At 72.3% G+C, this 24,696-nt stretch carries 22 protein-coding genes and 1 riboswitch; of the genes, 9 read left to right on the top strand and 13 right to left on the bottom strand.

All coding sequences use genetic code 11. The features are described from left to right. Positions 1 to 54: 54 nt before the first annotated feature. The 4 genes from ASD33_RS16145 to ASD33_RS16130 form a co-directional block, all read right to left on the bottom strand. Positions 55 to 4,950 (bottom strand): RICIN domain-containing protein, encoded by a 4,896-nt coding sequence (locus ASD33_RS16145; RefSeq protein ID WP_347232286.1) that lies wholly within the window; start codon positions 4,948 to 4,950, stop codon positions 55 to 57. Between the two features lie 443 nt (positions 4,951 to 5,393). Continuing rightward, on the bottom strand, positions 5,394 to 5,804 hold the full coding sequence (locus tag ASD33_RS16140; RefSeq protein WP_157870043.1) for a hypothetical protein: 411 nt from the start codon (positions 5,802 to 5,804) through the stop codon (positions 5,394 to 5,396). Positions 5,805 to 5,827: 23 nt separating this feature from the next. Continuing rightward, positions 5,828 to 6,100, bottom strand: a complete 273-nt coding sequence (locus tag ASD33_RS16135; RefSeq protein WP_056559579.1) for a DUF397 domain-containing protein — start codon at positions 6,098 to 6,100, stop codon at positions 5,828 to 5,830. Then, positions 6,069 to 6,908, bottom strand: coding sequence for a helix-turn-helix transcriptional regulator (locus ASD33_RS16130; protein ID WP_056559576.1), 840 nt, complete (start codon positions 6,906 to 6,908; stop codon positions 6,069 to 6,071). Before ASD33_RS16130 ends, ASD33_RS16135 begins: the two co-directional genes overlap by 32 nt. Positions 6,909 to 6,992: 84 nt before the next feature. Here ASD33_RS16130 and ASD33_RS16125 point away from each other — a divergent pair, with 84 nt between their 5' ends. Both ASD33_RS16125 and ASD33_RS16120 read left to right on the top strand, forming a co-directional pair. Then, complete coding sequence (locus ASD33_RS16125; RefSeq protein ID WP_056559573.1) at positions 6,993 to 7,400, top strand: ATP-binding protein; 408 nt, start codon at positions 6,993 to 6,995, stop codon at positions 7,398 to 7,400. A gap of 46 nt (positions 7,401 to 7,446) precedes the next feature. Next, complete coding sequence (locus ASD33_RS16120) at positions 7,447 to 8,076, top strand: class I SAM-dependent methyltransferase (protein WP_056559570.1); 630 nt, start codon at positions 7,447 to 7,449, stop codon at positions 8,074 to 8,076. A 31-nt stretch (positions 8,077 to 8,107) separates the two neighbouring features. Here the strand turns inward: ASD33_RS16120 and ASD33_RS16115 are convergent, their stop codons facing one another. Further along, positions 8,108 to 9,826: a hypothetical protein gene (locus ASD33_RS16115; RefSeq protein ID WP_242427009.1), complete on the bottom strand. Its 1,719-nt coding sequence runs from the start codon at positions 9,824 to 9,826 to the stop codon at positions 8,108 to 8,110. A 359-nt stretch (positions 9,827 to 10,185) separates the two neighbouring features. Between ASD33_RS16115 and ASD33_RS16110 the strand changes: the two genes are divergently transcribed. The 3 genes from ASD33_RS16110 (at position 10,186) to ASD33_RS16100 (ending at position 13,296) form a co-directional block, all read left to right on the top strand. Then, a complete protein-coding gene (locus ASD33_RS16110) occupies positions 10,186 to 11,163 on the top strand; it encodes an N-acetylmuramoyl-L-alanine amidase (protein ID WP_056559567.1) in 978 nt (325 codons plus the stop codon). Positions 11,164 to 11,285: 122 nt separating this feature from the next. After that, positions 11,286 to 12,152 (top strand): DUF5336 domain-containing protein, encoded by an 867-nt coding sequence (locus ASD33_RS35780; protein WP_056559564.1) that lies wholly within the window; start codon positions 11,286 to 11,288, stop codon positions 12,150 to 12,152. Positions 12,153 to 12,285: 133 nt separating this feature from the next. Further along, positions 12,286 to 13,296, top strand: coding sequence for an LLM class F420-dependent oxidoreductase (locus tag ASD33_RS16100; RefSeq protein ID WP_056559561.1), 1,011 nt, complete (start codon positions 12,286 to 12,288; stop codon positions 13,294 to 13,296). Between the two features lie 18 nt (positions 13,297 to 13,314). Here the strand turns inward: ASD33_RS16100 and ASD33_RS16095 are convergent, their stop codons facing one another. The 4 genes from ASD33_RS16095 to ASD33_RS16080 all read right to left on the bottom strand — a co-directional run bounded on the left by ASD33_RS16095 (position 13,315) and on the right by ASD33_RS16080 (position 17,270). Then, complete coding sequence (locus ASD33_RS16095; protein ID WP_056559558.1) at positions 13,315 to 13,863, bottom strand: hypothetical protein; 549 nt, start codon at positions 13,861 to 13,863, stop codon at positions 13,315 to 13,317. Between the two features lie 122 nt (positions 13,864 to 13,985). After that, on the bottom strand, positions 13,986 to 15,077 hold the full coding sequence (locus ASD33_RS16090) for a prenyltransferase (protein ID WP_056559555.1): 1,092 nt from the start codon (positions 15,075 to 15,077) through the stop codon (positions 13,986 to 13,988). Beyond that, positions 15,074 to 15,820, bottom strand: coding sequence for a class I SAM-dependent methyltransferase (locus tag ASD33_RS16085; RefSeq protein ID WP_056559552.1), 747 nt, complete (start codon positions 15,818 to 15,820; stop codon positions 15,074 to 15,076). The genes ASD33_RS16090 and ASD33_RS16085 overlap by 4 nt, the downstream gene beginning before the upstream one ends. Positions 15,821 to 15,935: 115 nt before the next feature. Beyond that, entirely contained in the window at positions 15,936 to 17,270 is a 1,335-nt protein-coding gene (locus ASD33_RS16080; RefSeq protein WP_056559549.1) for a glycosyltransferase family 4 protein, read from the bottom strand. A gap of 238 nt (positions 17,271 to 17,508) precedes the next feature. Between ASD33_RS16080 and ASD33_RS16075 the strand changes: the two genes are divergently transcribed. Further along, positions 17,509 to 18,171, top strand: a complete 663-nt coding sequence (locus ASD33_RS16075) for a TetR family transcriptional regulator (protein WP_056559547.1) — start codon at positions 17,509 to 17,511, stop codon at positions 18,169 to 18,171. 92 nt (positions 18,172 to 18,263) lie between these two features. Here ASD33_RS16075 and ASD33_RS16070 read toward each other — a convergent pair whose 3' ends face one another. The 4 genes from ASD33_RS16070 to ASD33_RS16055 form a co-directional block, all read right to left on the bottom strand. Further along, positions 18,264 to 18,806: a hypothetical protein gene (locus ASD33_RS16070; protein ID WP_056559544.1), complete on the bottom strand. Its 543-nt coding sequence runs from the start codon at positions 18,804 to 18,806 to the stop codon at positions 18,264 to 18,266. Between the two features lie 99 nt (positions 18,807 to 18,905). Further along, on the bottom strand, positions 18,906 to 19,433 hold the full coding sequence (locus ASD33_RS16065; protein ID WP_157870041.1) for a hypothetical protein: 528 nt from the start codon (positions 19,431 to 19,433) through the stop codon (positions 18,906 to 18,908). 212 nt (positions 19,434 to 19,645) lie between these two features. Next, a complete protein-coding gene (locus tag ASD33_RS16060) occupies positions 19,646 to 19,879 on the bottom strand; it encodes a ferredoxin (RefSeq protein ID WP_056559541.1) in 234 nt (77 codons plus the stop codon). After that, positions 19,879 to 21,339, bottom strand: a complete 1,461-nt coding sequence (locus tag ASD33_RS16055) for an aldehyde dehydrogenase (protein WP_056559538.1) — start codon at positions 21,337 to 21,339, stop codon at positions 19,879 to 19,881. Before ASD33_RS16055 ends, ASD33_RS16060 begins: the two co-directional genes overlap by 1 nt. Positions 21,340 to 21,457: 118 nt before the next feature. Here ASD33_RS16055 and ASD33_RS16050 point away from each other — a divergent pair, with 118 nt between their 5' ends. The 3 genes from ASD33_RS16050 to ASD33_RS16040 all read left to right on the top strand — a co-directional run bounded on the left by ASD33_RS16050 (position 21,458) and on the right by ASD33_RS16040 (position 24,693). After that, positions 21,458 to 22,495 carry an MBL fold metallo-hydrolase gene (locus ASD33_RS16050; protein ID WP_056559536.1) on the top strand — a complete coding sequence of 346 codons (1,038 nt, stop codon included), beginning with the start codon at positions 21,458 to 21,460 and terminating at the stop codon, positions 22,493 to 22,495. A gap of 97 nt (positions 22,496 to 22,592) precedes the next feature. After that, positions 22,593 to 22,670, top strand: a riboswitch (cobalamin riboswitch). A 95-nt stretch (positions 22,671 to 22,765) separates the two neighbouring features. Then, positions 22,766 to 24,022: a prenyltransferase/squalene oxidase repeat-containing protein gene (locus tag ASD33_RS16045; RefSeq protein ID WP_056559533.1), complete on the top strand. Its 1,257-nt coding sequence runs from the start codon at positions 22,766 to 22,768 to the stop codon at positions 24,020 to 24,022. Continuing rightward, positions 24,019 to 24,693 carry an SCO2322 family protein gene (locus ASD33_RS16040; protein ID WP_056559530.1) on the top strand — a complete coding sequence of 225 codons (675 nt, stop codon included), beginning with the start codon at positions 24,019 to 24,021 and terminating at the stop codon, positions 24,691 to 24,693. Before ASD33_RS16045 ends, ASD33_RS16040 begins: the two co-directional genes overlap by 4 nt. The last annotated feature ends 3 nt before the right edge of the window (positions 24,694 to 24,696 follow it).

Raw genomic sequence — 24,696 nt, 5'->3', positions numbered from 1 at the left:
TACGGGGCGGGCACCCCACTCCATGAGCGGGGCGCCCGCCCCGTGATCATCGTGCTACTTGTTCGGGAGGGGGTACGACGTGTAGACGACGTACTTCAGCGTGTGCTGCCCCTGGTTAGGCACCTTCGGCGCGAACCTCAGCATGATCTGCACGCTGTTGCTCGCCGCCTCGGGGGCGTCCTTGTCACCGCCCTTGCGCCACACCTGCCCGAGCGACCCCTCGTTCCTGAGCTGCCATTCGATCGGAAGGAGGTCGGTCCGCGGGTCGAACCGGCCGCCCTTTCCCAGCTTGTTCGCCTGCTTGTTCCGCCAGTCCACCAGCCTCTGGGCGTTGCCCGGACGCTTCATCCACTCCTCCATGGCCTGCTGGACGGCGCTCTCGGCCTTTTCCTTGCTGGTCCACCTGCCCGCGACACCGCCGACCGATCCGTCGGCCTTGGCCTGCATCTCAGCATTGTTCTTGTTGACGTGGTCCTTCAGCGTGTGCGCGTCCAGGATGCCCTCGTCCGCAATGAGGTTGGTGCAGTTGTGGACAAGAACGTCCCGGACCCGCACTCCCTGCGGACGCACGTAGAACGTGTGCGGTCCGTCGACGGTGAGGTCGAAGACCGTGCGGGGCGCGAGGCCCGACCGGTCCCGCAGTGCGGTGACGGTCTGCATCGTGCCCTGCGGGGTGCGCAGCCGGTCGCCGATGCGCAGCTCCGCGACCGTCGTCCAGCCGCGGTCGAGGACGAAGAACCGGTGCCCGATCGTGCTTGTGAGCCGGCCGCCCGCGACGGAGATGTCCACCAGACGTTCGGTGTCGTGACGGAAGGTGTCCGTCACGTCCTGGGCCCGCAGGCTCCCGGTCCGGGTGTCGGTGGCGAGCACCCGGTCACCGACGCGTACGTCGCGAATCGGGCGGTGCGAGCCGTCCGCCATGAGGACCCGGGTAGAGCCCGGGAAGCTGTTCCTCTCGCAGGCGACGAATACGTCCTCGTACACGTTGACGGTGTCTTCGAGCCGGGCGATCGTCGCCGGGTCGAGGTCCAGGGCCCGCAGCACGTTGAACGCCTCGCGGACGCCGACACCCGTGTGCAGGGAGGCGTTTAGCGCGTGGAGCGCGTCCCCGATCGCCTTGAACGCCTTGCCGGGGATGAACCAGGTCGCGGCCCAGGCGCACCCGGCCCAGCTGCCCGACGCACCGCCGGGGGCGATTTTCTGGGCACACTCGATGAAGTCACCGAGGAGGATCTTCACCGGGTCGATGCCCTCGTTGAACTCGGCCATCGACAGGGTGTGCGTGACCTCGGTCTTCTGGTCCTTCAGCACGTCGGAGCCGAGGAAGACCGTGGCGTCCGGCGGGCAGCCGGTCTCGGTCGCCGGCATGCCCTCAGCGGTGCACAGGTACAGGTCGATGTAGGCGTCGAAGGTGATGACGGCGGTCATCACGCAGTCGCCCACATGGACGATGACGTTGCAGTTCTCCTTCTTCTTGATCTCCGGTTCGCCGACAGGGACCATCTTGTCGACGACGTAGAAGACTCCGCCGACACCGGTGGTGGAGCCGTTCGCGATCGAGTTGTTCTTCTGCTCGGCCTCGGCCCGGTCGGCCGCCGCCTGCGCCTCCTCCGCGTACTTCAGGGCGTCCTTGGCGGCCTGCTCGGCCTCGGTCGCCGCGGTGTCGGCTCGTTCGGCCGCCGCCCGCGCGTCCTTGGCGGACTGCTCGGCCCGAGAGGCGGCCTGACGGGCGCCCTCGGCGTCGAGGGCGGCCTGGTCGGCCGATTCGCGGGCCGAGCGGGCGTACCCCTCGGCGCGCCCGGCGGCCTTGTCCGCGGCAGCCGCGTCCTCGGCGGCCTTCCGGTCGTACTCCAGAGTGCGGGCCAGAGACGCACTGGCCTTCGACGCCGCGTCGGCGGCCTCGGCGGCATACCCGAGGGCCTCCTTGGCGTAGCCGCGGGCGTCCGCCGCGTACCCGGCGGCGTTGGCGGCGTGCACGTACGCCTGCTTGGCATCGCCCGTGGCCTTGTCGGCGAGGCTCTTGGCGGCGGCCGCCTCGGCCAGCGCGTTCCTGGCGTGGGCGTCGGCGACGGCCTTCTGCTGCTCGGCGATCGTCTTCGACGCCTGGCCCGTGAGGACCACCAGACCCGCGGTGGTGTCCGTGGCTACGTACGGGGAGCCGAGCTGGATGGCGTCGTTCGCGGGTTTGGCGACCTGCGCGGCCGCCGCACCGGCTTCCGCCGCCGCCTGGGCGGTGACGTAGGCGAACCCGGCGGCCTTCGCCGACGCTGCACGTGCGGTCGCTGCCTCCTTCGAGGCCGCGTCCGCCTGGCTCTTGGCCTCCTTCGCCTTGCGCTCCGCCTCGTCGGCCAGCGCGACCGCCGTACGGGCTTCGGCGGCGGCGTGGTCGCTCGCCACGAGGGCGTCGGCGGCGGCGCTCGTGGCGGTCCGCACCGCCGCGTCGGCCTTCAGTTTCGCCGCCTGGGCGGCGTCCGCGTGTGCGCGGGACCGCTTGGCGGCCGCTTCGGCACGGCTGGCCGCCGCGTCCGCTTCCGCCGCCGCCCGCGTCGCCGCGTCGGCCTCGCCGCGCGCCCGTCCGGCCGCTGCCTCCGCGTCGTCGGCGTGCGCCGAGGCCGCGTCGGCCGCCTCCCGGGACTCCTTGGCGTAACCGTCGGAATCGTGGGCCTGGGCGTACGCCTCCTTCGCATCGGCCTTGGCACGGGCAGCGTCGGCCCGCTGCTCGGCCTCCCAGGCGTCGTCGCGCCTGGCCTTGGCGTTGTCGCGAGCCTTGACGGCGGCGTTCTTCTTCTCCACCGCAGTGGACTCTGAGGACTCAGCAGCCTTTCTGGCCTCCTCGGCCTTCAGTGCCTCCGCCTCTGCGGTCTGCTTGTGCTGGGCCGCTTCGTTCTGCTTGGCGGCAGCGGTGTCCTTCTCCGCCTTCGCCTTGGCTTCCTCGGACTCGGCCGCCAGCCGCTTGGCGTGGGCCTCCGCCGCGGCGGCCTTGGCGTCGCCCTCGGCCTTCAGCGCGAGGGCGAGCTTGGCCTCCGCCGTCTCCTTGTCCTTCTTGGCGTTGTCGCGGTGCAGCTTGGCCCCGTCGGCCGCCGCCTTCGCCTGCACCTCGGCGGTCCGGGCGGCCTCCTTGCGGAACTCGGCGTTGACCTGCGCGGTCTGGGCGACGGCGCGCTGTGTGATGGTCGCGCTGTCAGCCGCTGCGGCCCTGGTGGCGGCTTCCGCGGTCTCGCCGGCCTTGACCATCGCCGTCAGCGCGGCGACGGCACCCTTCGTGATCTGGGCCTTCTGCTGTCCGACCAGAAGACCGCGTCCACGGGGGGCACCCGCGGTGTCCGCGATGCCGTACGCGGCCTGCACCGCCGCGTCGGAGGCGACGGCCGACTTCTTGGCGTTCTCCAGCTGGGCCTTGATCGCGGCCAGGTGTGTCTTCGCGGCGGCCTGTGCGTCGGTGAGGCCCTTCTTCGCCGCGTCGAACTGTGCCTTGACCGGGTAGGGGGTGCTGCCGGCGCCCTTCTCGCCGGTCGGCTTGATCAGGTACTTCTGCGCGCTGGTGCCCTTGCAGTCCCACAGCCGTGTGTCCGTGCTCTTGGTGAACGCGCTCAGGTCCAGGCACTTGCCCGTGGTCAGGCTCTTCAGGGGCGAGGCGGCGCGGACGTCGCCCTTCCACGACTGCCCCTTGGAGCCGTAGCAGTCCCAGATCTGGATCTTCGTGCCGTTGGCCGACCCGTTCCCGGCCACGTCCAGACACTTGAACGAGTTGACGTTGCGGAGGTGCAGGTCCTCCTCGCCGCCCTCGAGCTCCCACTTCTGCGCGGCGCCGCCGTTGCAGGTGAAGATCTGAACCGGTGTGCCGTTGGTCTTGCCGCCGCCCTGCACGTCCAGGCACATGCCCGGCGCGCCCGGCACCTGGATCACCGTGTAACCGTTGCCGATCCAGCCCACGCCACCGGGGGTCCAGTGGTCCTGCCAGCGGGTGTAGTAGTCGGCGAGCCACGACTGACCCAGAAGCATGCTCAGGGCGTACGTGCCGTCCTGTAGCGCTTTCCCGGCTCCCTTGCCTGCGGTGAGGATCTGCTGCCGCTGCGTGGCCTGGCCGGCGATCTCCTGCTGCCACTCGGCCGCCGCCTGCGCCACCTGCTTGCCGAGGACGCGGTTCGGGTCGATCGGGTCGTGCCAACCACAAGCCCCGAAACGGGCCTTCAGGTCCTCGACCGCGATCCGGAACTCCGGGCTTTCCGGCTCCGGAGCCGTACGGGGGAAGCCACCGGAGGCGAGGAAGATACGGGCGTCATCGGCGAACACCCGGGGAATGAAGTACTGGTTGGGCTCGACCTTCCCGGAGTTCTTCTTCCACAGCGTCCATGCCTCCTGCTCCTTCGGCGTCCCCGCATCGGTGTAGAGCGGGTTGCCGATCGCGAGCGCAGCGGCCTTCGTCTTGTCATCAGCGGTGGGCGAGGAGTCGTAGAACGGGTTGAGCACGTCGATCGACGACCAGTACCCCTGGGACAGCCACGGGCTCAGTCCGGTCTTGTCGAAGACCTTGTCCGCGTCCTGCGGCTCGTTCGGGTAGGAGTCCAGGTTTGCGGCACTGGACCACGCGTACCCCTGCTTCGCGACCTTGTCGAGCCACTGCTCCGTGAGAGCGATGTCCGCGTTGCGCGCCGCGTGCAGCGGGGTCTTGTCGTTGAACAGGTCGCGTTCAAGTTGCTTGTGGAGCTGGTCGGGCGGCAGGGTCAGGGCGCTCTGCGCGAGGCCGAACATGTTGGGCCCGCCCGCGCGCAGGGCTTCGGTGCCCACACACTGGTCCTCGCGCAACTGCTGGGCGGCTTTGGCGTCGTAGCCGTCGTACGAGTCGACCGTCGCGGCCACGGGCGCGGCCAGGTCGGGCCGGACGGCCAGTCCACCGAGGACGGCCAGGGCGGCGACGGACGTGATGGTGGTGGTGAGAGTCGTGGACAAGCGTGATCGAGAGTGGAACAACCCCGGTTTGAACCGCAAGGAAAGCATCCTTCACAGCGAACGAGGGCAGGCAGGGGTGACCTGGGCGACGTTCACGATGAGCCGGCATCGCGACATGGCGATGCCGTTCTTCCCCCGTGGCGGCGCTGTCCCCCCGACCGCCGATGACGTACGCGCGTCACGACGGGATGGTCAGTCCCAGACGCGCACGACGCTACTTAACCCCGAGTAATCGAGGCTCGGCAAGAGACGCCCGCGAAGTCTGGAACGCGGAGACAAAAACCGCTTGCCGGATCTCCCGAAGCTCGGCACGCGCAATCGTCAAGGTCACGTGCGGTGTTGTGTGTGTGAAGCCTGTGAAGAAGGGATGCGGTCGGCGACGTTGACTGGCCATTGATTGGCCTGAAGCAGCTCTAAGTGTGGGCGGACCGAGCCGGGTTCCATCAACGGCTGCGGGCCGGACGCCGCAGGGTCAGGACCACGCTCGTGACGGTGGCGACGATCGCCGTCGTGCCCAGGAGCAGGAGGCCCGGGTTGATCCACCACGGGACTATCTCCATGCCCCGGCACACCAGGCTCACCGGGAGGGCGCTGCTGTGGTCCGGGTACGTCTTCATGCCCGCCTTGAACCAGCACGCGTCCTCCGGGAACAGGAACGGCATGTACGACAGGCCGTACACGTGCAGCGCCCCGCCCGCGACGTACGCCACCGCCGCGACATACGCCGCCTTCCTCGCGCGCGAGCGCGGGGCCCGGGGCAGGTCCGGCTGCGGCAGCCCGTCGCCCCTCCGCGCCCTCACCAGCCCCACGTACGTGATCCCCGCCCAGGCCGGCAGCCCGATGGCGAGGATCATCGTTCCTATGAGGGTCGCCACCGTCAGCGGCCGATACGGCCCTCGGCAGCGGCGCTCACGAAGGCCGTGAAGGCCGCCGGAGTGGCGAGGAACGCCGGGCCCTCGGGGTTCTTGGAGTCCCGGACCGCGACGTGAGCGGTCAGGTCCGCGACCTCGACGCACTCGCCACCGTTGGAGCCGCTGAAGGACGACTTGCGCCAGGCAGCGGTCCCGAGCGGCGCGCACTCGACGCAGTCACCGCCGTTGGGGCCACTGAAGGACGACTTACGCCACCGCAGGTCCTGGCTGGTACCCATACCGCTCCCTCATCACGCTTTCGATCAGCACGGCTGATTCCTCCCGCGAGAGGCCCGCCGCCTGCAGGCGAGCGTAGCCGACGGACCGCTCCCTGATCACTTGCGAATTGGCAGTCATGTGACCCGAGTCGTAGCTCTCCGAATAGAAGACATCTGGGTCGTCGTCGAAGCGCAACTGCGTGAACGAACCCATCATCGCCGAGTGCTGTCCCACCTCGAAGGGAAGTACCTGCACCTGAATCCACGGATGGTCCAGGAAGCCCAACAGATGCGCGAGTTGGTTCCGCATCACCTCCGCACCGCCGATCTCCCGGTGCAGGACCGCCTCGTCCAGCACTACACACAACACCGGCGGGTTATCCCTCTCCAGGATGCGTTGGCGCTCCATCCGGGCCGCCACCATCTCGTCGAGCCGGTCCGGGTACTCGACGCTCAGCACCGCACGCGCGTACTCGTCCATCTGAAGCAGGCCATAGACCAACTGCGACTGATACGTGGAGATGTACGTCGCCTTCGCCTCCATCTCCGCGTACTGCTGGAACCACGTCGGCAACTGGCTCTTCAGTACCAACCCCACCAGCCGGGAGAACAGCCCTCCCGTCATCAACGCCGCGTCGAGTTGCTCCGAGAACCGTCTCGTCGGGACCTTCTTCGCCGTCTCGATCTGGCCGATCAGCGAGCCCGTGCAGTAGACGATCCTGCCGAGCTGCGGCTGGTTCAGCCCCGCCTCCTCTCTCAGGCGGCGGAGTTCCGATCCGTAGTAGTCCAGCGGCGAGGCGCTCGGATCGAGGCTGCGGATGTTGACCAAGGCGTGGTCACCCCCAAGCTCACGCGGTGAGGCGTTGTGTTCAGGCCGTAGCCGAGCGTAACGAAGACCGCCCACGCTGGTGGCATGAATCAGGCAACAGACCTCTACCCTGCGGAACTTACGGCGAGCTACCGCATGGCCTTCACCGTCGGTGAGCACTCCGCCGGTCACATGCGCCGCATCCTGCGCATGTTCCTCACGCGTTGGGGACTCGGCCATCTGTCCGACCCCGCCGGACTCGCGCTCACCGAGCTCGTCGCCAACGTCGTCCGGCACGTGCCCGGCCGCCGTTGCTCGGTGCTCATCCTGCGCGAGCCGTACGGGCTCCGGGTCGAGGTCGCGGACGGGGTGCCCGGCGCCGTGTACGCGAAGGCGGCGGACCCGCTGGACGAGGGCGGGCGGGGGCTCGTCCTCGTGGAGGCCGTGACGGACCGGTGGGGGGCCGACGAGCGGGCCGACGGGAAGAAGGTGTGGTTCGAGTGCGACGCGTAGGGCACGATGGGCGCCCGTACCCCCGTACCCGCCAGTAGGAGTCACCATGTCCGTGCCCGCGCCCGAGATCCTTGCCGCCTTCGAGGCCGCGAAGGGCTTCATGCCCGTCGGGGAGGGGATCGCCCTGTACGAGGCGGCCGCGGAGGCCGCGAAGCTCGGGCTGCCGCTGCTTGAGGTCGGCACGTACTGCGGGCGGTCGACGATCCTGCTCGCCGACGTGGCCCGGCAGGCCGGGACGGTCGCGGTGACCGTGGACCACCACCGGGGCAGCGAGGAGCAGCAGCCGGGCTGGGAGTACCACGACGAGACCGTGGTCGACCCCGAGGTCGGGCTCATGGACACCCTGCCGACGTTCCGGCGGACGCTGCGCAAGGCGGGTCTCGAGGAGTACGTGATCGCCGTGGTCGGGCGGTCCCCGCAGGTCGCGAAGGTGTGGGGCGGGCAGCTCGGCCTCGTCTTCGTCGACGGCGGCCACACCGACGAGCACGCCGGCAACGACTACGAGGGCTGGGCCCCCAAGGTCGCCCCCGGGGGCCTGCTCGTCATCCACGACGTGTTCCCCGACCCGGCGGACGGCGGCCAGGCGCCGTACCGGATCTACCTCCGCGCCCTGGAGTCCGGTGACTTCGAGGAGATCTCCGTCACCGACTCCCTGCGGGTGCTGCGCCGCCGCTGACCGCCACCGGGGACGGGGCGGCGGCGCGGGGTCAGTACAGCGAGGTCACGTACAGGCAGTTCGTGTAGCTGTAGCCCGATTCGATCTTCGCCTTGCTCGACTTGGTGTCCCCGGCCGTGGACGTGCCCGTCGCGGCCCGCTTCTGGAGGAAGTGGTAGTTGCCGGCGGGCAGCAGCAGCGTCGCCTTCGGGTACTTCGAGGACGGCCCCGTGCAGGCCTTCACCTTCCCGCCGCGCGGGATCAGGCTGGAGTACTTGGTGCAGGTCCCGCACGCCTTCAGCGTGACCTTGCCGGTCATCGGGCCGGTGTAGAGCAGCTCGACCGAGCCGGGCCCGTCGTTGCTCACCACCATCACCATCCGGCCCCCGCCGGGCACCTCGGCCGGCGGGAGGCTCTTGCCCGCCTCCGGCTCCTCCTCCGCGATCTCGGCGGCGATGGCGATGGAGCGGGCGTGCGCGGTCTGCGGGCTGTTCGGGTAGTCCTTGGCGTACTCGGTCATGGTCTTGCCCGCGTCGCCGAACTCCTTGCTCCTGAACTGGAAGGTCCCGCAGGAGAAGTGGCCCTTCTGGACCGCCGCCGCGGCCTCCTTCGCGGCGCCCGCGAGGGCGGGGTCGGTCATGTTGTCGAGGGAGGAACGGAGCGCCCGCAGCTCCTCGGTCGTGTCGCAGGGGGCCGCCCCGCCGGTGAGCGCGGTCGCCCTGGTCTTGATCGCCGCACGGACGGCGGGCTCGACGCGGGTCGTGTGGACCGACTGCGGGAAGGTGTCGTGCAGCGCGTTGAGGCTCTCGGAGGCGGGCGGGTTCGCCGTCTGCACGCCGAGCGCGGCCGTCCCGCACTCGTAGAGCGAGTGCGCCAGCGGCTCGTCCGTCTTGGCGGGCCGGGCGCCGAGGAGGTCCTTGTCGAAGGTGCCGGGCAGCTCGCGCAGGTGCTTGAGCGGCGCGATGGCCGCGCAGTACTCCTTCTTCTCGTACGGCCCCGAGACCGTCGCGTAGTACGCGTCGAGCCGGGCCGGAACCAGCTTCCCGGCCCGCGAGCCCGCGTGCCCGGTGCCGAGGTCCTGGTAGTCGGCGAGCGCCTTGCGGTAGATCGGCTCGGCCTTGTCGAAGGCGAGGCCGTCGGCGGACTTCACCAGCTCGTCGGCGGCGGCGAGGCGTTCGAGCAGGGCCTGCTCCTTCGCCTCGTCGCGGGCGGCACCGTACGCGAGCGAACCGCCCGCGGGCACGGCGAGCAGCACGAGGGCCAGCGGCAGCGCGAGACGGCGGAAGGAGTCGCCGATCCGGAGGGTCGCGCGCAGTCCGCGCCGGGCGCCGTCGGCGGCGGCGAGGAGCAGGAAGACGCCGTAGCCGGCGAGGAGGCCGAGCGGCACGCCGTCGACATCGGCCGGGAGGGCCATGACGAGCAGGACGGCGGTGGCGAGCCAGCAGACGGCGGCGCCGATCCAGTTGCGCAGGAGGACGTAGCCGAGGCCCAGGCAGGAGAGGTTGAGCAGGCCGATCATGGCGGCCTGGGCGGGGTTGGCGTCGCCGCGCGGCGGCGCGGGCGGCTGCGCGCCGTAGCCGGGGGGCGGACCGTACCCGGGCGGGCCGTAGCCCGGCGGCGGACCGTAGCCGGGCGGGGCCGCGGGCGGCGGCGGGGCTCCGGTTCCGGCCCAGCCGGGTGCGGCGCCGGCCCCGGCGGAGGCGGCGGGCGCGGGCGGGGCCCCCGAAGCGGCCGGTGCCTCCCACGGCGCGGCGGCCGGCTGCCCGGGCACGCCGGGCTGCTGTCCCGGCGCCCCGCCGGTGCTCTGCCCCGGCGCCCCGGCGAGCGTCTCCCCCGGTCCCCCGGCCGACCGCGGGTCGTACCCGCCCGGTCTCGGGTCGCCGCCACTCGATCGTGGGTCGTTCCCGCCGGCTCCGACAGGTCGGTCGGACGGCTCGGGACGTGCGTCGTTCGGTTCCCCCACCACGGTTCCCCCTCGTGGGTCCATGCGCGGTGACACCCCACCGTCGCCTCTGGACACCTACCCTTCACGGTCCCGGCACACGCGTCCACCGATATCGGCAGCCGGTGACCAAGCTGGGATCCGGACGCTGCGGGATTTCGCCGCGCGCAGGGCCTAGAGTCGCCCGGGTGCCGTACGACCACCGGAAGACCACCCCCCGGACCGCCACCCCCACCCCCGCGCGCAGGTCCGCGCTCACGCGTGCGCTCGCCCTCGCGGGCTGCTGCGCCGTACTCGCCGGGTGCGGGGCCTCGCAGGCCTCGCCGGAGAGCGGGAAGGCGCAGGAGACCCGGCAGGAGAGCGCCACGCAGTCCCGGCCCCCGGCCGCCGCGCAGTCCCGCCCTCCGGCCGCCTCCGGCGGGCAGCCGGGCGACTCCCCGCGGGCGACACCGCAGCCGAGCCGCTCCCCGCTGCCGGCCACGCAGGGCGGCCGTCCGCTCGCCGGGCGGACCGTCGTCATCGACCCCGGTCACAACTCCGGCAACTTCCGCCATTCCCGGGAGATCAACCAGAAGGTGAACATCGGGACGACCCGCAAGGAATGCGACACCACGGGCACGTCGACCGACGCCGGGTACACCGAGGCCTCGTTCACCCTCGACGTCTCCCACCGCCTGCGGGACCTCCTCACCGCGCGCGGCGCGAAGGTGGTCCTCACCCACGACGCCGACCGCGCCTGGGGCCCCTGCATCGACGAGCGGGCCCGGATCGGCAACGCGGCCCGCGCCGACGCCGTCGTCTCCGTCCACGCGGACGGTTCCGCCGTCGGCCACCGCGGATTCCATGTGATCCTGCCCGCACGCGTCAGCGGCGGCTCCGCCGACACCGCGAAGATCGTCGGCCCCTCGCGCGACCTGGGCGAGGACATCGTCGACCGCTTCGCCCGCGCCACCGGAACCTCGCCCGCCAACTACCTCGGTTCCGGTACGGGGTTGGACGTACGGGACGATCTCGGCGGACTCAATCTCTCAACCGTGCCCAAGGTCTTCGTCGAATGCGGCAATATGCGTGATCCGAAGGACGCACAGCTGCTCACGTCGGCGACGTGGCGGCAGAAGGCGGCCCAGGGTCTCGCGGACGGCATCGCCACCTACCTCAAGGGGTAGGACCGGCGGGCGATAGATTCGCTCCGTACGATAGGGCGCCGCCCCCGTGGCATGAGGCCCCGCCCATGAGGCCCCGAGTACCACCCCGACGCGACGACCGACGAACGACGAAGGACTCTTACGTGAATATCCGCTCCCTCACCCGAGGCGATGGCGTGCTGATCGGTGCAGCGGTGGTGCTGTTCATCGCCTCGTTCCTCGACATCTCCGGCTGCGACGGCCCGGCGTCGATCTGCGACCAGATCCCCACCTCGAACTCCTGGGAGGCCTCGCCCCTCGGCTGGGGCTCCTTCTTCCTCGGCATCGCCGGCGCCGCGCTCGTCGTGTTCTCGCACGGCCTGCCGCAGCCGCGCAAGGTGGCCGGTCTGGAGCTCGGCCAGGCCGGCACCGTGTTCACCATCGCCTCGGCGTGGACCCTGCTCATGTGGATCTTCGAGGCCAACAACGCCGGCGCCGGCCTGATCCTCGGCCTGATCGCCTCCCTCGTCCTGGCCGGTGCCGCCGTCGCCGGTCCGCTGGTCCCCGCCCTCAAGGCCCCGCTGATGAGCGCGCCCAGCCCGCAGGCCCCGCAGCCGTACGGCATGCAGCCGGGCCAGCCCGGCCAGCAGGGCGTCCCCGGTGGCGGCTACGGCTACCCGGGCGCGCAGCACCCGCAGTACGGCGGGCCGCAGGACCCCTCGAAGGGTGCGGGCCAGCCGTTCGGCGCGCAGGCGCCCGCCCCGCAGCCGCAGGCCGCCCACCAGCCGGAGCCGCAGGCCCAGGCTCCGGCCGCGCAGGCGCAGCCGGGCTCGGACTTCACCCCGTTCTGGTTCGCCGTCCCGGTCGCCCGTCCGCTGTACGCGGAGGACGGCTCCCAGGCGCCGATCGCCGAGCTGGCCCCGGGTACCTGGTACCTCGCGGTCGAGCAGCGCGGTCCGGGCCTGGTGGCCCAGACGCAGGACGGCCGTCGTGGTGTCCTCCAGGACACCACGGGCATCCAGCGCGGCTAGGAAGCCCCGCGTTGCCCCACCGTACGGCCCTCGCTCCACGGCCCCTCGTCCGGAATCCCTTCCGGGCGGGGGGCCGTTGGCGTACAGTCCCCGCATCGCGTGAACTGACGGATCGTCAGAAAGGATGCGGGGCATGCGACTCGGACTCGCCCTCGGCTACTGGGGCCGCGGCCCCTCCCCCGCCCACCTCGACCTCGCCCGCGAGGCCGAGCGGCTCGGCTACGACTCGGTGTGGACGGCGGAGGCCTGGGGCTCCGACGCGTTCACCGCGCTGACCTGGATCGCCGCCCACACCAGCCGCATCAAGCTGGGGACGGCCGTCGCGCAGATGGCCGCCCGCGCCCCCACCACGACCGCGATGCACGCGCTCACCCTCGACCACCTCTCCGGCGGGCGGGTCCTCCTCGGACTCGGCCTGTCCGGGCCGCAGGTCGTCGAGGGCTGGTACGGACGCCCCTTCCCCCGCTCGCCGCTGACCGCGACCCGCGAGTACGTGGACGTGGTCCGCCAGGTGCTGCGCCGCGAGGCCCCCGTCCGGCTCGAAGGACGGCACCACTCCCACCCGTACACCGGCCCCGACGGAACGGGCCTCGGCAAGGCGCTCAAGCCGATCACCCACCCGCTGCGGGCCGGGCTGCCGGTCCTGCTGGGCGCCGAGGGGCCGAAGAACATCGCGCAGACGCTGACGATCGCCGACGGCTGGCTGCCGCTGTACTGGACCCCCGACCGCTGGTCCGAGGTGTACGCGCTGCCCGAGCGCCTCCCCGAGGGCTTCCTCGTCGCCCCCATGGTCCGCGCCCAGGTCTGCGCCGACGTGGCGGCCGGGCTCCTCCCGGTCAAGGCGATGCTCGGCTTCTACATCGGCGGCATGGGCCACGCGGCCCGGAACTTCCACGCCGACCTGATGGGACGCATGGGGTACGAGAAGGAGGCCCGGCGCGTCCAGGAGCTGTTCGCCGCCGGCCGGCGCGAGGAGGCGGTGCTCGCCGTGCCGGACGCCTTCGCGGACGAGATCTCGCTCGTCGGCCCCCGGAAGCGGATCGCGGAACGGCTGGAGGCATGGCGGCGGGGCCCGGTGACGGACCTCCTCGTCACCTCACCGGACCCCGAGACCCTCCGTCTGCTCGCGGAGCTCAACTCCTAGCGTGTGCAAGGGCGTTGGTCACCCGCCGCTGAGCTGCGAGGCGCTGGGCACCTTGTCGACGACCTCGGCGCCGGCGCTCTTGCCCGCGTCCTTGACGCTGTTGATGACGTTCTCGAAGGAGCTGACGTCCGCGTCGCCCGCCTCGCCCTTGCGGAGCTTCGTCCCGAGGTCCTTCAGCGAGTCGATGCCCGCCGAGAGCGGGGCGACCGCCTTGGACAGCAGCGGGTCGCCCTTGGCGTTGTTCACGGCCGCCTTGAGCCGGTTGTACGTGAAGGCGCCCGCGAGGCCCGCCTTCACCAGCGCGAAGGTCCGGCCGTCCGCGCCCTTGGCGAACTTGCCCGCACGGTAGGGCTTCACGATCCACTGGTACGCGGCGCCCGCCGCCAGCCCCGCGTTGGCCACGAACCGGGTCTTCGCCAGCTTCTGCTGCTCGAAGCTGCCGGAGGCCGACGGGGTCGACACGGCGCTCGCGCTCTGCGTGTCGTCGCCGTTGCAGGCGGCGGTCGTCATGAGCAGCGTGCTCGACAGCAGCAGCGCCACGACACCGCGCGAAAGACTTCTGGGCACGACGGGACCTCCCTGGGGGACTGTGGCGCCAGCCTCACCCGGGCCCCCGGCCTCCGCCACCCGGGCGGATCCGTCCGGGGGCGTCCACGGGCCCGGGAGGTCCCGGGGAGCGTCGTACGGGCCTACGCCCGGCAGCAGTCCGGTTCGAGGCCGCCGGGAAGGCGCTCGGCGCCGAAGACGGCGACCGTGGCCTCCTCGCCGCCGAGGGCCGCCACCGCGAGCAGCAGGGAGCCGGCGGTCCAGGCCGTCTGCTCCTCGGGCCACATGGCCCTGTCGCCCTCCGTCTCGCCCTCGAAGACGTACCCGGTCCAGTACATGCCGTTCCCCGCGCGCAGGTGCTGGATGTCCTGGAGGATCGTCAGGGCCCGGTCCGACTCGCCCATCACCCAGAGGGCCAGGGCGAGTTCGCAGCTCTCGCCGCCGGTGACCCAGGGGTTGGGGACCACGCAGCGCACACCGAGGCCGGGGACGACGAACCTGTCCCAGTCGGCCTCGACCCGCGTCTTCGCCTGGGCGCCCGTCACCGCGCCGCCGAGGACCGGGTAGTACCAGTCCATCGAGTAGCGGGACTTGTCGAGGAAGCGCTCGGGGTGGCTGCGTATCGCGTGCCCGAGCGCCCCGGTCGCCAACTCCCAGTCGGGCTGCGGCTCCTCGCGGACCTCGGCGATGGCGAGGGCGCAGCGGAGCGCCTGGTGGATCGAGGAACTGCCGGTGAGCAGGGCGTCGTTCACCGGGGTGCCGTCGGCCTCGCGCTTCCAGCCGATCTGGCCGCCCGGCTGCTGGAGCCCGAGGACGAACTCGACGGCCGCGTAGACCACCGGCCACATGCGGTCGAGGAAGGCGTCGTCGCCGGTGGCGAGGTAGTGGTGCCAGACGCCGACCGCGATGTAGGCGACGAAGTTGGACTCGCGGCCGAGGTCGGTGACCTGCTCCGGGTCGCCGTCCTGGTAGGCGGCGTACCAGGAGCCGTCGGTGTTCTGGTGCCGGGCGAGCCAGGCGTAGGCGCGGGCGGCGGCGGCGTGCTCGCCGGCCGCGTCCAGGGCCATGGCGGCCTCGGTGTGGTCCCAGGGGTCGAGGTGGTGGCCCCGGAACCACGGGATCGCCCCGTCCTCGCGCTGGACGGCGAGGATGCCGGTGACGGTCTCGGCTGCCTGCTCGGCGGTGAGCACCCCGGGCAGGACGAGGTGCTCGGCGATCCGCTCGGGACTCGTCACTTGGCGGCGTCCGCGGCGTCGGTCTTCGGCAGGTGGGGCTTGGTCGCGTACGCCACGAAGCTCTTGCCGACGACCGGGTTGAGCAGCTGCTCGGCGACCCGGGTCAGGGCGGGCTTCTTCATGATGTCCCAGACCAGGAGCTTGTGGTAGGCGCGGACGGGCAGCGCCTTGTCGTTGTCGACGCCGAAGGCGCACTTGAGCCACCAGTACGGCGAGTGCAGGGCGTGGGCGTGGTGGGTGCCGTACGGCCTGAGGCCGGCCTGCCGGATCTTGCCGAGGAGTTCGTCGGCCTTGTAGATGCGGATGTGGCCGCCCTCGACCTCGTGGTAGGCGTCGGAGAGCGTCCAGCAGACCTTCTCGGGGCCGTAGCGGGGCACGGTGATCGCGATCCGGCCGCCCGGCTTGAGGACGCGGACCATCTCGGCGAGGACGCCCTTGTCGTCGGGGATGTGCTCCATGACCTCGGAGATGATGACGACGTCGAAGGACTCGTCGGGGAAGGGCAGGTTGAGGGCGTCGCCCTCCATCGCCGTGGCGGTCGCCCCGGCGGGCGCCTCCCCGGCCTCCTTCATCGCCGCGAACCACTTGGCGACCTCGCGGATCTCCTCGCCGTTCTGGTCGAGGGCCACGACCTGGGCGCCGCGCCGGTAGCACTCGAAGGCATGCCGGCCGGCACCGCAGCCCAGATCGAGCACACGGTCGCCGGGGGCGAGCGGAAAACGAGTGAAGTCGACGGTCAGCACGGGATCCTGCTTTCGCGGTTGAAGGGTGATGGTGGGCAGGCGCCCACGCCGACTTGTGGGCAGGCGTTCCGCGGGGCGACGGAGGTCCCCCCTGCTCGGCCTTGACGACGAAGCATCACCGGCGGACCCCGGCGCTCCGCGCGGCGACCGCCTCGCGGTACAGCTCGGCCGTCCCCTGCGCGGCCCGCGCCCACGTGAAGCGCTCCAGGACCCGCTGCCGCCCGGCGGCACCCAGCCGCGCGCGAAGGTCCGCGTCCCCCAGCACCCGCCCGAGCGCGGCGGCCAGCGCCCCCGCGTCGCCCGGCGGCACCGCCAGACACGTCTCCCCGTCGGCCCCCGCGACCTCGGGAATCGCCCCGCCGGTCGTCGCGACGAGCGCCGTCCCGGTGGCCATCGCCTCGGCCGCGGGCAGCGAGAACCCCTCGTACAGCGAGGGCACGCAGGAGACCTGCGCCGACCGCACCAGGTCGACGAGCTCCGCGTCGGTGATGCCCTTGACGAACTCCACGGCGCCGTCCAGCCCGTACCGCTCGATCGCGGCGGCGACGGGCCCGTCCTCGGCGCGCTTGCCGACCACGACGAGGTGGGCGTCGGGGTTCTCCGTACGGAGCTTGGCGAGCGCCTCGATCAGGTGGATCAGGCCCTTGAGGGGGACGTCGGCGCTCGACGTGGTGACGATCCGGCCGGGGACCTCGGCGACGGCCGGGCCGGGCGACCAGAGGTCGGTGTCGGCGCCGATGTGGACGACCCGGATGCGGTCCTCGCGTACGCCGAGGTGCTCGACGATCTCCTGCCGGGAGGTCCCGGAGACGGTGAGGACGGACGGCATCCGGCGGGCGACGCGCTTCTGCATGCGGGTGAAGGCGTACCAGCGGCGGACGGAGGCGCGGCGCTTCCAGTCGGCGGCGGCGTCGAGTTCGAGCTGCCGGTCGACGGTGATGGGGTGGTGGATCGTGGTGACGAGCGGCGCGCCGATCGCGCGCGGGCCGCCGAGGAGCCCGTACCCGAGGGTCTGGTTGTCGTGGACGACGTCGAAGTCGCCGCGGCGGGCGGCGAGCATGCGGCGGGCCCGCAGCGAGAAGGTGAGCGGCTCGGGGAAGCCGCCGGTCCACATGGTCGCGACTTCCAGGCCGTCGATCCAGTCCCGGTACTCGTCGCGCTTCGGCGTACGGAAGGGGTCCGGCGAGCGGTAGAGGTCGAGGCTGGCGATCTCGGTGAGCGTGAGCCCCTCGAGGTCCTCGCCCTTGTCGAGGACGGGGTACGGCTGGGAGCCGATGACCTCGACGGAGTGCCCGAGGCGGGCCAGCTCGCGGGAGAGGTGGCGGACGTAGACGCCCTGTCCGCCGCAGAAGGGATTGCCCTTGTACGTGAGGAGGGCGATGCGCAGGGAATCACCCCCGGCCGCCGTGACGCCCTGTCGGGGGCTTGCCTCCATGGCCTCAGCGGTCATGCGCGACCCCCTTCGAGCGTGCGTTTCGCCGGAGCGTAACCGCTCGCGCTAATCTAGAACAAGTTACAGACTTGATCGCCGACCCGATCTCCGGCCCGATCGCTCTCGAACGCCTGATCCTTCGAGGAGGACAGAATCTACCGGCAGGTAGCTCCGCGGTGAGATCCGGAACAGGTGATTCGCGCCACGGCGTCCGCACCGCCATACTGTCGCTCCCCACCGCACGGAACGGGACCTCATGACCGCAGACAACAGAGCGGACCGCAGCCCCGCGTCGCCACCCCTCACGGAGCGGCAGGAGGCGCGGCGCCGCCGCATCCTGAACGCCAGCGCGCAGCTCGCGGCGCGGGGCGGCTTCGACGCCGTGCAGATGCGGGAGGTCGCGGAGGCGGCCGGGGTGGCCCTGGGAACGCTGTACCGCTACTTCCCCTCCAAGATCCACCTGCTGGTCGCGACGATGCAGGACCAGCTCCAGCACATGCACACCACCCTGCGGAAGCGGCCGCCTGCGGGCGCCGACGCGGCGCAGCGGGTCGCGGAGACCCTGATGCGGGCCTTCCGGGCGCTCCAGCGCGAACCGCAGCTCGCGGACGCGATGGTGCGGGCGCTGACCTTCGCGGACCGCGGGGTGAGCCCCGAGGTCGACACGGTCTCGCGGCTGACGACCGCGATCATCCTGGACGCGATGGGGGCGGAGCACCCGACGCCGGAGCAGCTCTCGGCGGTCCGGGTGATCGAGCACACCTGGCACTCGGCGCTGATCACCTGGCTGTCGGGCCGGGCCTCGATCGCACAGGTGAAGATCGACATCGAGACGGTCTGCCGGCTGATCGACCTGACGGCCCCGGCCGAGGCGGCGGCCCGGACCCGGGCACCGGCCCCCGGGACCGCGGCGCGCTGAGCCGCACCCACCGCTCCACCGCGCGCCCCGCGGTCCGCCGCGCCGCCCGCGCCCCCGGTGGTTCGTGCTCCGGAGGCGCGGGCGGCGCCGGGTCAGGACTTCTTGGCCTTCGCGTTCTCCTCGGCGATGGCCGCCGCGCACTCCGGACCGCTGTCCACGGCGACGAACATGACGAGCTTCAGCGGGCCCGCCGAGTGGTTGCTCGCCTGGAGCTGCCAGGTGCTCTTCTTCAGGGACTTGATCACCGAGCCGCCCTGGCCGGAGCTGCGCTCCTCGTTCCAGCCGCCCTTGGTCAGGGTCGCGACCGTGGCGTCGTAGGCCTTCGCCGGGTCGGCGGCCTTCTCGGCGTCGGCCGTCCAGCTGACCATGCAGTCCTTCAGCGTGGGCGGCACCTGCTCGCCCGAGGCGTCCTGCGTGAAGCCGGCCCCGGTCGCCGCGCCGGACAGCTCCGCGGTGACCGCGGCACCGTCGAGCCGCTCGCCGCCCGAACCGCCCGAGCCGCCCGTCGAGGACGAGCCGGCCGAGGACGAACCGCCGGACGCCGAGCCACCCTTGTCCGTACCGCCGTCGCTCCCGCAGCCAGCGACGAGCAGCATCACACCGGCGGCCACGGCCGCCCCCATCACCTTGCGCACAGCACTCCCCAAGACGCACACACGAAGGCCTCTCGCCTTCGCTGACAGGGGCACAGTTTTGCACGTGGGAACGGTCGGTGTGCGCAACGGCGCCTTTCGTCAGGGCTGTTCGCCGTCGTCCCCGAGCAGGGACTCCCGCTCCTTGTCGGTGAGCTTCGCCATGCACGAGTTCTCCGATGCCTGGAAGGAGATGATGTCCATGCTCAGACCCTGCCGTGCGCTGTGGTGGCGGGCGTACATCGTCCAGCCCTGCTTGTCGAGGGTGACCGAGACGCTGGTTCCGCCCTTCTCGTCCAGCTTCTCCACCTGGCGCTGCGTCTGGTTCCACCGCTTCCCCGTGAGGGCGGCGACCGCCTTGTCGAAGCCGGCGCGCGAGCCTTCGGCCACGGGGCCGATGTACTGCCAGCCGGTGGAGCAGGCGGCGGCGCGCTCGGCCGCACGCTCCCGGTCCGTGGAGGGCGTGGGACGGGGAGTGGCGCCCGAGGGGGTCGGCCCGCCGATCTCCGGGAGGGCGGACTCGGGCAGCCCCGCGCCCTCGACGGCGGCGACGATCTCGTCGTGCGCCGCCGTACGGCCGAAGGCCGGGGTCGCCGTACCCGGCCCGCACCCGGCCCCGAGGAGCGCCACCAGGGTCACCCCGGCGACCGCCGCCGCTCCCGCACCCGGGCCTCGGCCCCGATCCCGCCCCTGGCCCCGACCCGGCCCCTGAGCCCGACCCCGACCCGTACCCCGACCCCGCATGACGTCTCCGCTCGCTGTGTCCCTGCTGTGCCGAGCGAGTGTCACACACATGAGGGCAGGTCACGGGCGGTGCCGGCGGGGCGCGGAACGGGCCCGGGTCACTCCTCCGGCGGGAACACCGGGTCCCCGCCGTCCGCGAGCGTGATGAGGATGGCCTCCACCGGACAGCCCTCGGCCGCCGCGAGGAGGCGTTCGCCCGCGTCGGTCTCCGCCTCGCGCGGGTGGGACTGACGGGCCGTGTCGAGACGGAAGCCGTCGGGAGCGTGGTTGACGCACATGCCGGAGCCGATGCAGACGCTCCGGTCGACCTCCACGTGCCAGCGGTCCCCCATCACACGTCCCCGTATCCGGCCGGCAGGTGGATCATCTTGTGCTCCAGGTACTCGCCGAAGCCCTCGGGGCCGAACTCCCGTCCCAGACCGGAGTTCTTGTAGCCGCCGAACGGGCCGAGCATGTCCAGGCTGAAGGTGTTGACGTTGAACGTGCCGGTGCGCACGCTCCGCGCGAAGTCGATGCCGTGCTCCACGTCGCCGGTCCAGACGCTGCCGCTGAGCCCGAAGTCGGAGTCGTTGGCGATCCGCAGGGCCTCGGCCTCGTCCCCGTACGGCAGGAGGCAGATCACCGGGCCGAAGATCTCCTCGCGGGCGATCCGCATGGAGTTGTCGACGCCGCCGAACAGGGTCGGCTCGACGTACCAGCCGCGCTCCAGACCGGCCGGACGGCCGCCGCCCGCGAGGATCTTGGCGCCCTCCTGCTGGCCGATGCCGATGTAGTCGAGGGAGCGCTGCTGCTGGCGGCGGGCGACGAGCGGGCCGACCTGGGTCGCCGGGTCGAGCGGGTCGCCGACGACGAGCGCGCCGGCCGCGGCGGCGAGCGCCTCGGCGATCTCCTCGTACCGGGAGCGGGGGGCGAGGATGCGGGTCTGGGCGACGCACGCCTGCCCGTTGTTCATCCAGGCGGCGGGGACGATCCCGGCGACGGCGGTCTCCACGTCGGCGTCCGGCAGGATCACCGCGGCCGACTTGCCGCCCAGTTCGAGGGTGACCCGGGTGAGGTTGCGGGAGGCGACCTCCATGACCCGCCTGCCGGCGGCGACGGAGCCGGTGAAGGAGACCTTGTCGACGCCGGGGTGGCCGACCAGGTACTCGCTGACCTCGCGGTCGGCGGGCAGGATGCTGAGCACGCCCTCGGGCAGCCCGGCCTCGGCGGCGATCTCGCCGAGGATGTACGAGTCGAGCGGCGACTCCGGCGAGGGCTTGAGGACCACCGTGCAGCCGGCGAGCAGCGCGGGGCCCAGCTTGGCGGCGGCGGTGAACTGCGGGACGTTCCACGGGACGACGGCCGCGACCACGCCCACCGGCTCGCGCCGGACGAGCAGCGGCCCGAGGACGCCGCCGCGCCGCTCCTCGTACGGGAAGTCGCGGGCGACGGTGATCGCCGCGTCCCAGACCATCATCGCGCCGAGCGCCTGGGCGAGCACGGACCAGGAGTACGGGGAGCCGTTCTGCGCGCTGATGACGCGGCCGATCTCCTCGTACCGCACGGCGATGGCGTCCTTGACGCGGGTGACGACCGCGATCCGCTCCTCGACCGACATCCGGGGCCAGGGCCCCTCGTCGAAGGCCCGGCGGGCGGCGGCGACGGCCCGGTCGACATCGGCGGTGGAGGCGTGCGGGACGCGTCCGATGACCTCCTCGGTGTGCGGCGAGATGACCTCGATGACCTCCTCGCCGAGCGGATCGGCCAACTCCCCGCCGATGAACAGCTTTCCGTGCTCCACAAGCTCGGTCATGACCGCCGCCTTCCGGGGAGGGGAAATCTCTCTCAGTTCCTGACGATGCTTCAGAACTGATACCAGTTCTAGTTATGGTGGGCAATGGCCGTACCGGTACACAGAGACGAGGACGCTCATGAACCAGGTGACCGATCACGGCGGAGGCGTCTGGTCGCTCCGGGTGCCCATCCCCGACAACCCCCTCGGTCACACCCTGGTCCACGTCCTCGACACCGACCGCGGTCCCGTCCTCGTCGACACCGGCTGGGACGACCCCGCCTCCTGGGCCGAACTCGTCGGCGGGCTCGACGCGCTGGGGATCAGCGTCACCGACGTCCACGGGGTCGTCATCACCCATCACCACCCCGACCACCACGGCCTCTCCGGGCGGGTCCGCGAGGAGTCCGGGGCCTGGATCGCCATGCACGCCGCCGACACCGCCGTCGTCCGCCGCACCCGCGACGCCGATCCCGGCACCTGGTTCGACTACATGGTCCAGAAGCTGACCGCCGTCGGCGCCCCCGAGGAGAGCGTCGCCCCGCTGCGGGCCGCCCGCGCGTCCGGCCGGATGCGGACCCTGCCGGGGCTGCGCTCCGCCGTCCCCGACCGCGAGATCGTCCCCGGCGAACTCCTCGACCTCGCCGGGCGGCGGCTGCGTGCGATCTGGACGCCCGGCCACACCCCCGGCCACGTCTGCCTCCACCTGGAGGAGGAGCATCCCGCCGGGCTGCCGGGTCACGGCCGGCTCTTCTCCGGCGACCACCTGCTGCCCGGGATCTCCCCGCACATCGGGCTGTACGAGCACCCGGGCGACGCCCACGAGACCGACCCCCTCGGCGACTACCTCGACTCGCTGGAACGCGTCGGCCGCCTCGGCGTCGCGGAGGTCCTCCCCGCCCACCAGTACGCGTTCGCCGACGCCGCCGGCCGGGTCCGCGAACTCCTCGACCACCACGAGGAGCGGCTCACCGGCCTCCTCGGTCTCCTCGCCACCCCGCTCACCCCCTGGCAGCTCGCCGAGCGGATGGAGTGGAACCGCCCCTGGGACGAGATCCCCGACGGCTCCCGGAACATCGCCGTCAGCGAGGCCGAGGCCCACGTCCGCCGACTGGTGAAACTGGGCCGCGCGGAGGCGGTGACCGGCACGGACCCGGTGGAGTACGTGGCGGTGTGAGGCTCCCGTACCCGGCGGGTGTGAGGCGCCTCGCACCGCCCGGGGCGGCGGGCCTACGGGCCGGTACAGTGGGCGCGTCGTCATCATGCCCGTACGGGGGGAAGCCGGTGCGACTCCGGCACTGACCCGCAACCGTATGCCGCTCCCCCCCGGGGAGCGGTGAGTCGGAATGCCCCGTGCGGGACGTGACCGCCGGCACCGTCGAGGAATACGGAGCCGGAGCCTGGTGCCCCTGGGGCGTGCCGGTGCCCGGCCGCAGGAGAGGGCTCCATGAACACCGTCCGCCGAGGCGCCGCCGCGCTCGCAGCCGCCGCCGTCCTGCTCGGCACCGGAGCCGTCGGCGCGGCCTCCGCCGCGCCCTCCCCCACGCCGTCCACCGGGACGCTCCCGCCCGGCCTGTACGGCACGAAGGACCCGACGTACGACGGCGTGTGGCGCCAGTCGCTCGCCTTCCTCGCCCAGCGCGCCACCGGCTACCAGCCCGCCGACCAGGCCGTGGACTGGCTCCTGGGCCAGCAGTGCGAGGACGGCTCGTTCGCCTCGTACCGCCCGGACGTCACCAAGCCCTGCGACCCGAAGACCATGCGGGACACCAACGCCACCGCCGCCGCCGTGCACGCGCTCGGCGCCGTCCGCCGCCAGGCCGTCGACCCGGAGAAGCTCGACAAGGCCGTCAAGGCGGGCGCGGGCTGGCTGCGGACCGTGCAGAACAAGGACGGCGGCTGGGGCTACACCTCCGGCGGCCCCAGCGACGCCAACTCCACCTCGCTCGTCATCGGCACCCTTGCCGCGATCAGCGTGAAGCCCGGCTCGTACACCTCCTCCGAGGGCCGTACGCCCTACGACGCGCTCCTCACCTTCGCGATGCCCTGCTCGGACCCGGACGAGGCGGGCGCCGGGGCGTTCGCGTACCAGCCGGACAAGAACGGCAAGCTGCTCGCGAACGCCGACGCGACCGCGGCGGCCACCCTCGCCGGGCTCGGCAAGAGCATCGTCGCCACCAAGGCCTCCCCCCAGCAGCAGCCGAGCTGCCAGGACCTGACGAAGCCGACCGTCGAGCGGGCCGCCCTCAACGGCGCCTCCTACCTGTCCAGGGCGCTCCTGAAGACCGCGCACCTGAACACCCCGCCGATGCCCGGCGCCACCGACACCACCGAACAGCCGGACTACGGCAACACCGCCGACGCCGTCGTCGCGCTGGCCGCCTCCGGCGCCGCCCGGCAGGCCGAGCCCGCCCTGCAGTGGCTGGAGGCGCACTCCGCGGACTGGGCGAAGGAGAACGGCCCCGCCGCGTACGCGCAGCTGATCCTGGCCTCCCGCGCGATGGAGACCGACCCGCGCGAGTTCGGCACGGCGGACCTGGTCGAGCAGCTCAACGCGACCGGCCCCGCGCCCAAGACCCCGGACACCTCCGCGTCCTCGACCAGCGACGACGAGGGCTCCGGCTTCGACGTCTGGTGGATCATCGGCATCGGCATGGTCGTCGGCGTCGGCATCGGCTTCCTCGTGAGCGGCCGCAAGAAGTGACGGCGGCCCGGAGGACCGGCGCCAGGATCGCGGGCGCCGCGGCCGGCGCGCTGCTGACCCTCGCCGGGGTCGCGGCCGCCCCGGCGCAGGCCGCCGGCTACCGCTACTGGTCGTTCTGGGAGAGCGACGGCGGGAAGCCCTGGGCGTACGCCACCCAGGGCCCGGCGACCGCGCGGCCCGCCGACGGCGATGTGATCGGCTTCCGCTTCGCGGTCAGCAACGGCACGGACGACACCTCCCTGCCCTCCGTCGCCCCCGACTTCCCGGGGATCTGCGGAGGCACGGACGCGAAGGACGGCAGCAAGCGCGTCGCGGTCGTCGTCGACTTCGGCGGACCGCTGGACGCCCCGCCCGGCGAGACCCCGCCGGCGAAGCCGGTCACGGTCGGCTGCGCGCAGGTCCGCGAGGACGCGACGGGTGCGGAGGCGCTGGCCGAGGTGGCGAAGCCGCTGCGCTACGACAGCGCGGCCATGCTGTGCGGGATCGCGGGCTACCCGGTACGGGGCTGTGGCGAGCAGGTCGCGGAGAAGGCGCCGAGCGCGACGGCTCCGGCCCCGGCCGCGCCGGCCACCGACGGCGGCGGCGGCCCGTCCTTCGGCGTGCTCGCCGGCGGGGCGGCGGTCCTGGCCCTCGGCGGCGCGGCGATCTGGAAGGCCCGCCGGCGCGGATGAGTA

The sequence above is a fragment of the Streptomyces sp. Root1304 genome, from assembly GCF_001426405.1.
Taxonomy (GTDB): Bacteria; Actinomycetota; Actinomycetes; order Streptomycetales; family Streptomycetaceae; genus Streptomyces.
Note: the sequence above shows the minus strand (reverse complement) of the source record. Positions and strands in the feature narration are given on the sequence as shown.